The following is a 14728-nucleotide window of genomic DNA, read 5'->3' on the forward strand; positions in this document are numbered from 1 at the left end:
GCGTATACGAAAGAAGACGGTAGAGAACGTGTGCTTATTGGTCAGAAAGTTGAAGTCAGCAAGAAGAAAGATTCATGAAAATAATTTAAAGTAAAAGTTTGACTAGTTCGTCTATGCTGCTATGGACATTGCATACCAAAATCATATGGCAGAAAAAAATTCCAGATCATTTACGGATATCGTTAAGACTTATGGAAGTCAGCTGCTACGTTTTGTTAAGGGAAGGGTAAAGAAAACGGAGGATGCAGAAGATATCTTACAGGAAGTCTGGTATCAATTTAGCCGTTTGACCAATATGGACGAATTGGAGAATGCGGGAGCATGGCTCTATGCTGTCACACGAAATAAGATTACAGACAGCTACCGGAAAAAGAAAAGTGAATCGCTTGATGAGCTTATAGCGGGTGACGAGGATAGCGAAAGTACGTTTCCTATTCGTCAGCTCCTTTTAGCTGACGACTCCAATAATCCTGAGCTAAAATTATTTAAGGATATTTTTTGGGATGAGCTGATGAAAGCATTGGAGGAATTGCCGGAAAAACAACGTCGGGTTTTTGTGCTCAATGAACTGGAAGAGAAAACTCTTCAGGAAATTGCAGTCATGGAAAATGAGAACCTAAAGACGATTATCAGCCGAAAAGGGTATGCAGTGAAGCACCTGAGAATACGGTTGCGAAGTTTGTATGAAGAATTAAAATTTTAAAAGGATTAAGCTATGAATGGAAGAATGAAAAGACAGCGGAAGGGTAAATTCGCTTTTATGGTTGTCGCTATCATCGTTGGTGTTTTTTTGTTGGTAGCATTACTACAATATTTGTGGAATACATTAATGGTTGATATTTTCAATCTGAAAGCAATTACCTATTGGCAGGCGCTGGGACTCTTTGTCTTGTCGAAAATCTTGTTCGGCAGGGGCTTCGGTAAACCGGGAGGTGGCCGATTCCGACGGGATGTTCCGCCTCAGATGGAAAAAGGAGAAGATCTTTCCGATGAGGAAAGGGAACGTTTGCGGGAGGAATGGAAGCGTCGTTTTGGAGGGCGTTGCGGGTTCTGAAAAAAAGAATAAAAATTTTAAAGTAAAAACTGTTGTTGGGCGTCTTCTTCTATAAAGGCGCCTTTTTTTATGCCGATATCCTGATGGTAAACAAGTAACAGAACGCGAGGATCTGTCAGCAGGGATGTTGGATAAAACAAATAGTTAATTAAAACATACAAATGATCTAGGAAAATTCTATGTGCAATGTGCTGAAAATAGATATAATCCGCAATCATTTTTAAAAAAATGTATTCAAATGAAAAATAAACTTCGATTTATATTGCCACCCCTTATTGTGCTTACGGCAATAGCAGGATTAGCAACATTGATTATTGGGACGATCTTTAAGCTCTTGTTGTTTGGGACAATTCTCTTTGGTATAGGAAGCTTTGAAGCGGCAAGAATGAGTAGAAGAGATAGACAAGCATACAAAATGGATAGGGCTCCGGTATATCCGAACGTTCACCGTCATTATAACACTGTGGTTGCAATTGTTCCATTACAAGGGCAAAAACGTGCTAAGAAAGCAACAATAGTTCCAGTTTATTAATGTTAAAAATTGCAAGACGAGGAAATTCATCCCACATCAGTTTACACGTATTATTCAATATTAAAAATTAAAGACATGTTTAAAAGAAATCATTATACCAGCGGATATTCAAATCATAATAAATTTTGCGGACAACATTTCAAAGACCGCTTTGAAAAATTCCAACAACAGTTTTTTGATGGTGAAGCCGGGCACAATGCTGGCGTACAGCAAGCTGTTCCTGTAAATATTGCCGAAAATCAAGAATTCTATGAAGTGCAGCTTTTTGCCGCTGGACGTAAGAAAGAACAATTCCAAGTCAGCATAAATGACGGGATACTGAAGATTTCATGTACAGAAAACACCCAGGACAATGCCATAGATTATATCTATAAAGAGCAGGATGGATTGGCATTTGAACGTGAATTCCAATTAAATGAACAAGTACTTACAGATAATGTGCATGCAAGTTTCGAGGATGGGGTATTGACGGTTATCCTTCCAAAAGATCTTGAAAAAGTAAAACGGCCACAAGAGGTTGTTATTGATTAGTAAAAACCAGTTTTGATCTGGGCGCACATCAAGGCTGCTGATGTGCGTAGCCTTAAATCAGCGTAAGAGCTGATGTTGAAAAAGGACAGCATCGAATTTTGCTGTCCTTTTTCTGTCTCTTAATTTACCACCAACCGGTGCCCAAAAGCAGTGAACAGTAAACGAATTTCGAATAGCTGTTTGGCACTATGGTCATTATATCCGTACTGCTTTTCTAAGTATTCCCAGAATTTTTCTCGATTGTTGATCATTGCCATAATAACCTATTTGGTCTTAGATCAAGATAATCTCAAAACGGAAATGAACTAACACCAGATTATAGGTAACAACAATTTTTAATCAATTTTTAAACAGTATTCAATCATTGTTTATTCAGTCTACACTGAGCGATCACTGAACAAGCACTGAACGAGCACTGAATAAACACTGTCGAAAGGCATAACATGATACCTGCCAGGTCTTCGCTTGATTGAAAGGTATAAAGGTTAGGGATTTGGAGTTTACGCAGCTATAGATCAGCTAGGGCTATAGATGGTTACAATATCCCTAGTTGGTTTGTGCATGCTAAACTGGCTTCTATCTGTGCTGGTGAGGCTTGGCTTTATTGTAGCTTGTATGGCACTGTGTGAAGTTTATTTAGATGTTATGTTGTGAAAGCTACTCCGTTCTTTTAAGTTTTTTATTGAGTTGCTCTTTGCCAAATCGCCAAAAGAAATAGAATAAGCCTATAACAACTATAATTGCCATAAAGGGCACAAATATGGCGAGTATGGTCAAAATGGTTGAACCGATGGTTTCCATGGTCGAGATCATAAAATTGCCAAAACCTGCCGTCCCAACAGACGAGACTGCACGCGTACCAGCTAGCGCTGTACTGATGGTCGCCGCGGTACCGCCACCAGCGATGATTGCCATAGCCCAGCGGAAAAAGGGTGAAATATCTGCAAACTGTATGGCAAAAAGTAAGGTACCTGCTATCGTCGCGAGAGGAATTGAAAGGCTGTCCAATATATTGTCAATAAAAGGAATGTAATATCCTGCTATTTCCAGGATCATGGCTAGGCTTGTCGCTGCCAAAACAATAGGTGAGCCCGCCCAGGCCAATTCATTGCCAACCTGGAACAGTTCAAGCCGACAGCCAAGGCTCAATAAGAATAACGGCATGAAAACCCGGAAGCCGGTAGCTGCAGCCAGACTCAAGCCTATAAAAGCACTTACCAAAAATGTGGATAGCTCACTCATGGTCAATATTTTTGATACAACCTAATTATAGAATAGTAAAAGAATCGCTTTTGTTTTTCAGACTTCCAAAAATCGTCATATTCTAGCTGCTCATTAAAAGATGATTTTTAGTATTTTATATAATTATATATTGTGTATATAGATTTTGATTATAGTGTATCGAATCATTCGATGTACAAGTGGGATCTCATTTGTGTAATTTTATGAAAGTGGGAGTCAAACAATTTGATCACTTAAGATATTATATAAATAAACTTTCTTTTCATATGGACAACAACGAAAAAGACATTAGCAAATGCCCATTTCATAATGGTACAATGCGCAACGCCGTTGCGGGAGGGGGAACTCAAAATCAGGACTGGTGGCCAAATAGACTTCGTGTAGATCTGTTGAGACAACACGCGAGCAAGTCAAATCCGATGGACGAGGGCTTTGATTATGCGGAAGCATTTAAACAATTGGATTTAGAAGCCGTAAAAAGAGATTTGCATGCCTTGATGACCGATTCGCAGGACTGGTGGCCCGCTGACTTTGGACATTATGGACCATTATTCATCCGGATGGCTTGGCATAGTGCAGGAACCTATCGGGTAAGCGATGGTCGAGGCGGAGCTGGGTCTGGGCAACAACGTTTTGCACCACTGAATAGCTGGCCTGATAATGTGAGTTTGGATAAAGCACGTCGCCTGTTGTGGCCTATCAAACAAAAATATGGTAAAAATATCTCCTGGGCAGATTTATTAATTTTAACAGGTAATGTTGCTTTAGAGTCTATGGGCTTCAAGACTTTTGGTTATTCTGGTGGACGTGTGGATGCTTTTGAACCTGAATTGGATGTCTATTGGGGTTCTGAAAAAACATGGTTGGGCGGTGATGTACGCTATGCTCATGGTTCAGAAGGCGTAGTGGAATCACACGGTGTATTATCTGCCGATGATGATGCAGATGGTAAACAACATTCGCGCAATCTTGAAAAACCGTTGGCAGCGGTACAGATGGGATTAATTTATGTTAATCCGGAAGGACCAGATGGAAATCCAGATCCTATCGCGGCTGCAAAAGATATACGGGATACTTTTGGTCGGATGGCGATGGACGATGAGGAAACTGTCGCTTTGATTGCTGGAGGGCATACGTTTGGAAAAACACACGGAGCAGGTCCCGCCGACAATGTCGGAAAAGAACCTGAAGCAGCCGGCATAGAACAACAAGGGCTTGGTTGGAAAAGTACCTATGGCAGTGGAGTAGGAGCAGATGCGATCACGAGTGGCTTGGAGGTTATTTGGACACAGAAACCGACAGAATGGACCAATCTCTTTTTTAAAAATCTCTTCGAAAATGAATGGGAATTAACAAAGAGTCCTGCAGGAGCGCATCAATGGGTAGCCAAAGGAGCTGATTCGACTATTCCAGATCCTTTTGATCCAACTAAAAAACGTAGGCCAACGATGCTGACGACAGATTTGTCCTTGCGTTTTGATCCAATTTATGAAAAGATCTCGCGTAAATTTTACGAAGATCAAGACGCATTTGCCGATGCATTCGCTCGCGCCTGGTTTAAATTGACGCACCGTGATTTGGGACCACGAGAGCGTTATTTAGGTGCCGAAGTTCCTGCTGAGGAATTATTGTGGCAAGATCCTATTCCTGCTGTCGATCATGCTTTGGTCGATGCTAATGATATTAACATGTTGAAATCTACCCTATTGAGCGCAGGGCTCAGCACTGCAGAGCTCGTAACGACCGCTTGGGCTTCAGCTTCTACTTTTCGTGGGTCTGACAAGAGAGGTGGTGCAAACGGTGCGCGGATACGGTTGGCTCCGCAGCGTTATTGGCAAGTCAATAATCCAACACAATTGCAAAAAGTTCTTACTGCGCTTGAGCAAATTCAACAGGACTTTAATGGAAAGCAACAGGGCGGAAAGAAGATTTCCTTGGCAGACTTAATTGTCTTAGGTGGTGTTGCTGCGATAGAGCAGGCCGCTCGTGCAGCTGGACATGCTGTCAACGTACCGTTCCATCCGGGGCGTATGGATGCATCACAGGAACAGACGGATGTAGAATCCATGGGCTATCTTGAGCCAATTGCGGATGGATTTAGAAATTACCGTAAAGGTGCTTACACCGTGTCTACGGAATCATTATTGATCGACAAAGCACAATCACTTACGCTATCTGTTCCGGAATTAACGGTATTGATCGGCGGACTTCGTGTTCTTCAGGCAAATTTTGATGGTTCTGCATTAGGAGTGATGACAGATAGGCCAGGCCAATTGACGAATGATTTTTTTGTCAATCTATTGGATATGGGAACAGCTTGGAAAGCAATCTCTCCGGACCGGGAAGTTTTTGAAGGATCAGATCGTAAATCTAGTGTTAAAAAATGGGAAGCCGGACGTGCAGATCTTGTTTTTGGTTCCAACGCTGAACTGAGAGCTGTTGCTGAAATATATGGCAGTGCCGATGCAAAAGATAAATTCGTACAAGATTTTGTGAAGGCATGGACTAAAGTGATGGAGTTAGACCGTTTTGATCTGCATCGCTAATTGTTAAGAATATCAGTTTTTCAAGAAGCCAGGTCCGACGCGAACCTGGCTTCTTGTTATTTTAGATTTATCCAGATAACCCTGAAATTAACCTTTTGCTCCGGCGCTAAGATTGGCTCAGATTTTTTATGATGTACCTGACCAATATTTATCGCTATGGTCTACGACATGGACCAATTTATTTAATGAGAATAGCAGCCAAAAAAGAACCAATTTTTGCCTCTAATATCATTTTAATCTCACTTTAACCAAATTTTAATTTAATATATGAAGAATTATGGAATTTTCTTTGGGTGTTTCCTATTTTGTGAAATAAAATTCAAGATTTGTGCTACTTTTTCTTCTTTGATCGGTAGTAACTTTGTAATGGTTTCAAAGGAATCTTTGATACATTGTTAGGTTAAAGCTATGTGGAAGCACTTTATTTTTCTGTTTGCAGCACTGTTGTTATCATTTAAGAATTTAAATGCAAACAGTCGTGTACTGAAAAGTGAAAGTGTCGAATCCCAGTTTTTATCTGCAAAAAATCCTTCCAACAATGCGGACCATACACACATCGTCCATTTTCATAAAGATCATAGTCAATTTTGTTCGCTTTACCCATCGCTTCAATCCATTGTTGCGGAATTGGACGCCGAAGTGGCACAAGATTGGTTGATGGAGCGTTGGTTGGTTACGGTTGATTTGCTATGGCATGAACTACTGCCATCCCCAAAACAGAAAGATTATCGGTATGAACATACCCTTGATCTAGAGCATATACCCATCGCTCGATTTTTGCTGTTTGAGCAAATCAAAATTCCATGCTAAAGCATACGCTTTTCTTTACATCATACAGGCAAAGAGAACTGTCATTTCTTTTCTAAATTTATTTATTTCTTAAAATATACCAATGCACGAGCTAAGTATAGTAAAGGATATTTTTGATACGTTGACCTCGTATTATGAGGCTAGGGTAGATGATATTCAAAAAATTCAGGTCACAGCAGGATTGTTATCCAACGTCCAGCCTGTATTGATCCAAAATGCATTTGATGCTTTTATTGCTGAAAATACGCAATACCAAGATATGGAAATGGAAGTCGTTGTAAACGATATCATTGCATATTGTGAACATTGTCAGAAAAATTTTCCGGTTCATTTTCATCGATTTGTATGTGATTGCGGACAGGCTTCTAGTACAATTGTTCAAGGGAATGAACTCTATATATCAAAAGTAATTTTTAAACAAGACTAATATCGTTTATCATGTCAGACAATACTTCAAATCCTAAAAGTTTAGGTAACCGTGTAGGTTCGGTTCAATGTGAAAATACAACGCTACATTTATTAAAAGCAAATGATTTTGTCGCAAAAGCCATCCGCGATAGACTGAAAGACGTTTGTGTGATCAATGTATGTTCTTCTCCGGGTTCGGGTAAAACTACCTTGATGCAAGAAACGGGAAAACGTTTGGCCAAAGATCTGAATATTGCTGTTTTGGTGGGTGATCCGGAAACCGAACGTGATGCGGTTCGTATGCGTGAGGTAGGCATTAATGCATTGCAGATTGTCACTGGTGGAATGTGTCATATTGAGGCACAAATGATCTTACAAGCCCTGGATCATATCGATATCGAAGGAATAGACCTGTTGTTTATTGAGAACGTCGGGAATTTATTGTGTCCATCAGCGTTTGATTTGGGTGAAGATTACCGCGTGACCTTATTGGCGACCACAGAAGGGGACGATAAACCGAAAAAATACCCACGTATGTTTTTAACAAGCGAATTGATGTTGGTTTCCAAAGCTGATTTATTGCCATATGTACCTTTCTCGGTAGATGCGGTAACGAAAGATGCGCGCGAGGTGAACCCCAATTTGGAAGTTATTACAATCAGTACATTAAATGGTGACGGTCTTGATACCTGGTGTGATTGGTTGAAAGAAAGAGTTCAGGCGAAAAAAGATCAATATAAGGCGCTTGAAGTAAAATAACGGCCAATTGATAAAAAGAGTGGTATAGCAATGATCCGCGCTTCATTGTTATACTGTATATGTTGACATGTTATTTGTGTTTAGAGGAAATAGATTTGACGGAGAACGAAACTGTGTCAGTGCCGTTAACGAAATGAAGAAGATAGGTTTACAATATGAATGAGCTACCTGTACCAATAGATAAAATTGTAGCAAAGCATGAGTTTGCTCTTAGTGAAGTCGATCAAGTGTATCTTGAATGGTATGAAGTCCACAAAAGGCGCCTAACACGCAATACAACGGGCGGAAAGACAATCTTTATGCAATTGGAGCAAGGTGCGGAATGGCGTCATGGCGATGCTTTATTTCATCAGGAAACGCTACAGGCGATCCTGGTTGTCAAGCCTACGTTGACCATAAGATTCAATCCAATAGATTTGGTGCAGCTTGCAGATTTTGGTTATTTTATTGGAAATAGACATCTGCCCATATTCAACGTAACAGATGCCCAATCACTTCGTCTTCCTTACGATGGACGGCTCTATGAGCAGGTCCTGGCAAAGTATGGAACCTCGATTCAATTGGAGGAAGCCTTACTGTTATCCGAGAATTTGATTCGACTGCAGGCGAGAAATAAAAAGAAAGCAGATTTAAGCGGAACAGATGAACATGTTGATCCGCGTAAGCAAATCCTAAAAAATAAGTAGATGAAAGTGAATCGTATTATACCTGTATTGCTTTTGGCATGTTTGTGTTTGGTGAGCGCCTGCCAAAATCGGCAAGCAGGTGCGGTCAGCAATCAAGTGAAAGCTGTCGACAGCCGTGGAAAAGAAGTGGTATTAGCGCATACGGCACAACGTGTGGTTGTATTATTTCCGTCCCTTGTTGATGAAGTCTACATGTTGGGTGCTGAAAATAGCCTTGTTGGTATTCCTGAACAGGTTTATCAGGTCGAAGATACCTATAAGTTTTTATCCAAATTGGATGATAGGATCGCAAAAAAAACACTGGCGACACCTACTTTCGCAGGCCAGGCAAATAATGTGGAAAGCATAGTGAGCTTAAACCCTGACCTTGTTTTGACATTCAATACCGATCAGGATAATATTTCCCAACTAGAAGATCTTGGAATTCCAGTGTTCACTTTTTCTTCGCAGGATGAAAAAAGTATTTTTAATGAACTGACAGGGATGGGAGCATTACTCGGAAAGAAAGCGCGAGCGGAAGAAATTGTTCAGTTTGTTTCGGCGGAGATCAAAAAAATGACTGCTCCCAAGGATCAAATACAGAAGAAGGTTTATTACGCTTGGTCTAAAGGTCGGGTACTTTCGACATCCGGTCGTGGTAGTTTGATTGATATGGCGATCCGCCTTTCGGGCGCAGCTAACGCCTGTCCGTTGGAAATGGAAGCCCCAAATGTCGGCGCAGAGACAATTTATAAATGGAATCCGGACCTCATTATTCTTTGGAATTCTACATTGGCAGACGTCTATAACTTAAAGGAACTCGCGGCCTTACCTGCAGTGCGAAATAAACAGGTATTTGTGATGTCACCGTCGTTTCCATTCGACCCACATACCGTCAAATTTATGCTTTTTGCCAAACAGATAAGGCATTGGTGTTTTTCGGATTATACGAAACAGCAACTTGACCAGGATATGGCTATCGCTTTTGAAAAACTTTACGGTAAAGCAGGATTACTTCAATGATGCATCAATTAAAAAAGCTGTTATTGCTCGTTGTTCTGCCATTGTTGGTTTTATTGTTTTCCCTATTGGTGGGCTCAAGCCAGAACATTGGTTTTGTTGAGCTCTGCCAACGCATTGGATCGGAAGTGGGGGGATATTTAGGTCACCCTACTGCGGTATTGAAGGATAATATGGATACGATATTGTGGCAGGTACGTTTACCACGGATTCTGCTGACCTTTATGGTCGGAGCTGCTCTAGCGTCTTCTGGCGGAATCTTGCAGGCCATTTTTAGGAATCCAATCGTTGATCCCTTTACATTGGGTATTTCTTCGGGATCTGCTTTTGGGGCTGCATTGGCTATGTTGTTTCCGCTATTGCCGGTCAATATATCCGCATTTTTGTTTGGTGTATGTGCTGTGGGGTTGACTTATTTTGTTTCAAATGCTGGTTTTAAAACCTCGATTATTGGGATGGTATTGGCAGGAATGGTTATTTCCGGAGTATTTACAGCCATGTTAACCTTGTTGCAATACATCAGTGATCCCTATAAATTACAAGCTATTGTACAATGGACAATGGGGAATCTGCATACGGCCTCCTGGTCGAAAGTACAGCATGCTTTTCTGCCGATAACAATAGGATTGGCTATCCTGATCCTGTTTCGTTGGAAGCTGAATCTTTTAGCCTTGGGCGATCAAGAAGCAATTGCTGTTGGCGTCAATCCGAAAATATTGAAGCTGGGATTTATTGCTGTAGCTACACTAATTACAGCATCAGCCGTTGCAGCTGTAGGGGTAATAAGTCTATTTGGATTAATTGTTCCACACATCAGCCGGATGATCTTTGGCCCCAATAACAATATTGTTGTGTGGGCAAATATCAGTATTGGTGGTACTTTTCTTCTACTGATCGATGATTTTTCTAGGGCGGTCATGCCATTTGAAATTCCGATCGGTGTATTTACAATGATTATTGGCGCTCCCTTGTTTATTTACCTGATGCGTCGTAATGAAATCAACTGGAATTCATGAGTAATTCGATTCATATCAACAACCTTTCTTTTGCCTACGGTAAGGATATCATTTTAAATGATGTAACCATGTCATTCCCAAAAGGAAAGCTTTCTGTTATTCTCGGTCGGAATGGAAGTGGTAAATCTACGCTGTTCAATATTATTGCAGGGCTGGAAAAAAAATATGATGGATCGGTTCTTATTAATGAAACGGAGCGTCGCAATTGGAAGGTTGGTCGGGCTAATTCATTGAAATTGGGTTTTCTGAACCAGTTCCATCAGACCACATTTCCTTTTAGCGTTGTTGATGTTATTCTGACGGGACGGGCTTCATTTTCTCGTTTTTCACCAAGTAAAGAAGACTTCGAGGCAGTAGAACAGATCTTGGATAAATTTAACCTCACACACTTAAAGGACAAACCCTATACGTCGTTGTCTGGAGGGGAGCGACAATTGGTGTTACTATGTCGGGTATTGGTACAGCAACCTGATTTATTATTGCTTGATGAGCCTACGAATCATTTGGATCTGAAATATCAGATTGCGGTTCTGCAGACCGCCAAAGAGCTGGTCAAGGAGGGGACAACCGTGTTATGTGTAATGCACGACCCTAACATGGCGTTTCTTTTTGGTGATCAGTTTTATCTGATGAAAGACAATAGGCTCGTGGACCTCCATGGTCTGGATCGGGAACAAGTAAGAAATTTATTGGAACAGACCTATCAACTTCCTTTGATTAGTTTGGAAAATCAAAAGAAATGGATGTTTGTTCCGATGCTGAGTGGTGCTGCGGCATTTGAACCCATTGAGGGGGCAGAACATGGTCCAGCAACCGTCACTGAGCTGAATACACCCTGATGAAGTGTGGAGTAAGCGCCTTTGTAAAAACATCATGGTTTGTAGGTGAAATGCCCAGTTTACGGGGCGATTATTTTAAAATAGCGATAACACTATGAATATATTTAAAGACAGTGGTCATATATTGATTGAAAATAAACGGATGAGTAAGGGATCTCTTCCCGCTCAACCTCAGTTGAAAAATATAACCATATCTCGTGTTGAAGAGGAGGATATTGATGTCGTATTACCTTATGTCATTGAATTTCGGAAACAGTTGTTTCCGATGTTGGATTCCAATAAGCTTCCTAAGGATCTACTCGCATTTTCAGCAGTGTATCTTGAGGCTGAAGCTGCTGAATTCTTGCAGGCAAAAGATCATCGGGGTAATTTGATCGGCGTGGTTGGTATGTCGGCTTATGACTACCGTTTTCCGCATTTGGATATAGACAGAAGGAAAACGGTGGAAGTTGCCCGGCTTTTTGTGGATCCGAGTTACCGTAGGTCAGGTTTAGGAACAGCCTTGTTCAAAAGTTTGGTCGCTGTAGCTAAGGAGAAAAGTATAGAAAGGCTTTATTTACATACGCACCCATTCTTGACAGGAGCCTATGAGTTTTGGGGAAAACAAGGCTTTCAATTAAAGGACTATTGTAATGAATCGAATTTTCCAACGATACACATGGAATTATTCGTTGATCGTATTGCTTAAACCCAATTTGGGTAATCCAAAAAAAAGAAAAATTATTCTAATGAACAACATGATGAAAGCGCTAGCTTTCGCTTTATTGACAAGCGCTTCCGTACCGGGAGCCGTATATGCACAACAAGGTGTAGCATTATTTGGAAAAATTCAGGATGAAAACGGTGATCCCATCGCTGGGGTTACACTGACCTTAGTCGATGGACAACAACAGACAAGTTCTAATGCTCAGGGCGAATTTAGTTTTACCGGAATAATTTCCTTTCCTGTACAGTTACGTGCAGATGCAATTGGGTATAAGCCTGTATTGCTGGATTTGAACGCCGCTAGCTGGAATGCAAAAAAAGGAGTTCGATTACTGATGGTGGCCGGTGATAATACCTTGGATGAGGTATTGGTAACAGGTAGACGCAACAATTCTTATCTGACAAACGACATGGAGTTGGGCGGAAAATTTGCTGGAAAATTAAAAGATCTTCCACAATCTGTTGCTGTTTTAAGTAAGGAATTTATAGAGGATAAGCAGGCATTCACCACAGGGGCATTGGTTCAGGATTTGGCTGGTGTGACCGAAGCATCTTCCTATGATGATGTTGTCATTCGTGGCTTTAAAAGCGGTTATGAAACGGGTGTACGGCTTGTCAATGGCTTACGCTCGGGGTATGGTTATGGTAACAGTTATTATAATTCTCCCTTAACAATCAATCTTGAAAATATCGAGGTTTTGAAAGGGCCAGGAGCATCTTTGTTTGGAGATATCGTACCGGGTGGTACAATTAATATGACGACCAAGAAGCCTTTGGAAGATTTTAGAGGGAATGTGAATTTTTCAGGTGGTAGTTTTGAAACGATGCGAACAACTGTGGATCTCGGTGGACCTCTGGACAGTGCCAAACGTATTTTATATCGTTTTAATGCGGGTTACGAAGATACAAAGACTTTCCGCGATGTAAATCGCCAGAAACGAATCATGGTGGCTCCTTCGTTCACCTTTAAACCAGCTGAGGGCACGGTGGTGGATATTGATATGGTGTATAATCAGTTCAACGGTTATCTTGATCGGGGAATGGGTATTAAGGAAAATAACTTTTATGCTTTGCCAAGATCATTTACGTTGAGCCAGCCTTCCGATTTTTATAATTCCAAGACTTTTTCGTTAAGCGGCCGCTTGTCTCAGCGTCTGGCAGAACATGTTAGTTTGAATCTGAGCTACATGAAATCCATCTATCAGGAGGATGTCAACGAACATCGGACAATGAACACCTTTGCTGATGCGCCACATAATACCATTATGAATATGCGTTTTTTTGATCGTCATGGACGTGACTATACAGATAATGTTGTGGGTTATGTTAAGTGGGATCTTTTGGGCGATAGAGTCGATCAGCATTTTGTTGCAGGAGTTGATTTTGCACAATATCGGGGCGACAAAGAAAATCAATTGCGGGAGGCGCGGCAGCAAACTGTAGATGGCAAAGTCGTCCCGTTGACTTTTGATTTGAACAATCCCACTTATACCACGCATGATCTAACGAATTATGTGTGGCGCACGGGAGTCGCTTATCCTTTTTTGAGCCCTTATAAAACAACGGGTAAATATATTCAGGATCAAATCAGCATTGACGAGCGATTGAAACTTATTGTAGGTCTTCGTCATGAGCACTATTCTTCTGAGACACTTGACGGACAAAATCGCTTTCATGCAACGCAAAATGCCTTATTACCTCGTTTTGGTGTAACCTATGGAATCAATAAGCAGATTAGCTATTTTGCAAGTTATTCACAAGGATTTGTACCTGTGGGCGCCAATTTTATTCAGAACTATAAAGATTATGGTGCCGATAAACCCTTTGATGCTGAGCGGAGTTTCCAGGTGGAAACGGGGATGAAGGCCGTTTTTTTTAAAGAGCAATTGCAAGTTGATCTATCCTTATTCCGAATTGAACGACGGAATATGCTCATTGCCACAGGGGCTATCAACGATTCAGGGTTGCCGGAGTATAGACAATCTGGCAAAGCGCTATCGCAGGGTGTCGAACTCGATGTGCGTGGGCAGTTGACACGTGAGTTCCAGATTATGGCCAATTATACCTATAGTGATACGGAGGTAAAATCATCTTCTGTTCCTTCTGAAATCGGGCAGTCCCTACCGGGAGCACCTAAAAATATGGCGAGTGCCTGGTTGAAATATGTGTTTTCAGCTAGTACATTAAAAGGTTTGGGTTTTGGTGCCGGTGTTTATTATGTAGATCGTAAAAGGATGGATAACAGTATCGGAAAGGATAGCGAAGGAAATGCACTCTGGGGGCAATGGCCTTCGTATACCACTGTAAATGCTGCTGCCTATTACCGCATTGGTGCGATGAAAATGGCCTTAAATCTGAACAATGTATTCGATAAATATTACTTTTTAGGTGGTTTTGACTACACGAGAGCCTTTGCTGGTGCACCGCGAAATGTCATGGTATCAGTGGGTTACTCTTTTTAATGCTGAAATAGTAATCTAAAACCGACAAAGCGGGCTTTTTCAACAAATTTGGACTATTTAATTCAAGATTTGTGCTAGTCAAGTAGCCCGCTTTGGTTGTAAATTTGAACAACAAATAATAGTATTGTGAACGCAAGAA

General features: G+C 41.0%; 15 protein-coding genes. 14 read left to right on the forward strand and 1 reads right to left on the reverse strand.

Annotated elements, in window-relative coordinates; genetic code table 11:
* Positions 1-145 precede the first annotated feature (145 nt).
* From AACH28_RS23975 to AACH28_RS23990, 4 genes are all read left to right on the forward strand, one after another.
* Positions 146-703 (forward strand): RNA polymerase sigma factor, encoded by a 558-nt coding sequence (locus AACH28_RS23975; protein WP_201303555.1) that lies wholly within the window; start codon positions 146-148, stop codon positions 701-703.
* A 12-nt stretch (positions 704-715) separates the two neighbouring features.
* A complete protein-coding gene (locus AACH28_RS23980) occupies positions 716-1054 on the forward strand; it encodes a hypothetical protein (protein WP_070567905.1) in 339 nt (112 codons plus the stop codon).
* Positions 1055-1292: 238 nt separating this feature from the next.
* On the forward strand, positions 1293-1586 hold the full coding sequence (locus tag AACH28_RS23985) for a hypothetical protein (RefSeq protein WP_341831743.1): 294 nt from the start codon (positions 1293-1295) through the stop codon (positions 1584-1586).
* A 75-nt stretch (positions 1587-1661) separates the two neighbouring features.
* A complete protein-coding gene (locus tag AACH28_RS23990) occupies positions 1662-2117 on the forward strand; it encodes an Hsp20/alpha crystallin family protein (protein ID WP_341831744.1) in 456 nt (151 codons plus the stop codon).
* Positions 2118-2774: 657 nt separating this feature from the next.
* On the opposite strand, the gene AACH28_RS23995 is transcribed toward AACH28_RS23990, so the two are convergent.
* Complete coding sequence (locus AACH28_RS23995; protein WP_341831745.1) at positions 2775-3359, reverse strand: DUF4126 domain-containing protein; 585 nt, start codon at positions 3357-3359, stop codon at positions 2775-2777.
* Positions 3360-3625: 266 nt separating this feature from the next.
* Between AACH28_RS23995 and katG the strand changes: the two genes are divergently transcribed.
* The 10 genes from katG to AACH28_RS24045 all read left to right on the forward strand — a co-directional run bounded on the left by katG (position 3626) and on the right by AACH28_RS24045 (position 14589).
* Positions 3626-5905 (forward strand): catalase/peroxidase HPI, encoded by a 2280-nt coding sequence (gene katG, locus AACH28_RS24000; RefSeq protein ID WP_286767936.1) that lies wholly within the window; start codon positions 3626-3628, stop codon positions 5903-5905.
* A 408-nt stretch (positions 5906-6313) separates the two neighbouring features.
* On the forward strand, positions 6314-6715 hold the full coding sequence (locus AACH28_RS24005; RefSeq protein WP_341831746.1) for a hypothetical protein: 402 nt from the start codon (positions 6314-6316) through the stop codon (positions 6713-6715).
* 82 nt (positions 6716-6797) lie between these two features.
* Complete coding sequence (locus AACH28_RS24010; RefSeq protein WP_070567893.1) at positions 6798-7142, forward strand: hydrogenase maturation nickel metallochaperone HypA; 345 nt, start codon at positions 6798-6800, stop codon at positions 7140-7142.
* Between the two features lie 11 nt (positions 7143-7153).
* Positions 7154-7882, forward strand: coding sequence for a hydrogenase nickel incorporation protein HypB (gene hypB / locus AACH28_RS24015; protein WP_112376082.1), 729 nt, complete (start codon positions 7154-7156; stop codon positions 7880-7882).
* A 155-nt stretch (positions 7883-8037) separates the two neighbouring features.
* Positions 8038-8568, forward strand: coding sequence for a hypothetical protein (locus AACH28_RS24020; protein ID WP_286767937.1), 531 nt, complete (start codon positions 8038-8040; stop codon positions 8566-8568).
* Positions 8569-9570 carry an ABC transporter substrate-binding protein gene (locus AACH28_RS24025; protein ID WP_201638979.1) on the forward strand — a complete coding sequence of 334 codons (1002 nt, stop codon included), beginning with the start codon at positions 8569-8571 and terminating at the stop codon, positions 9568-9570.
* Positions 9567-10583, forward strand: a complete 1017-nt coding sequence (locus AACH28_RS24030; RefSeq protein WP_341831747.1) for an iron ABC transporter permease — start codon at positions 9567-9569, stop codon at positions 10581-10583. The genes AACH28_RS24025 and AACH28_RS24030 overlap by 4 nt, the downstream gene beginning before the upstream one ends.
* The gene (locus AACH28_RS24035) at positions 10580-11422 is read left to right on the forward strand and encodes an ABC transporter ATP-binding protein (RefSeq protein ID WP_341831748.1); all 843 of its coding nucleotides are present in this window, start codon (positions 10580-10582) and stop codon (positions 11420-11422) included. Before AACH28_RS24030 ends, AACH28_RS24035 begins: the two co-directional genes overlap by 4 nt.
* Positions 11423-11516: 94 nt before the next feature.
* Positions 11517-12110 (forward strand): GNAT family N-acetyltransferase, encoded by a 594-nt coding sequence (locus AACH28_RS24040; protein WP_341831749.1) that lies wholly within the window; start codon positions 11517-11519, stop codon positions 12108-12110.
* Complete coding sequence (locus AACH28_RS24045) at positions 12055-14589, forward strand: TonB-dependent receptor (protein WP_341831750.1); 2535 nt, start codon at positions 12055-12057, stop codon at positions 14587-14589. The genes AACH28_RS24040 and AACH28_RS24045 overlap by 56 nt, the downstream gene beginning before the upstream one ends.
* Positions 14590-14728 lie beyond the last annotated feature (139 nt).

This window comes from Sphingobacterium thalpophilum (genome assembly GCF_038396785.1).
Lineage (GTDB): Bacteria > Bacteroidota > Bacteroidia > Sphingobacteriales > Sphingobacteriaceae > Sphingobacterium > Sphingobacterium thalpophilum_A.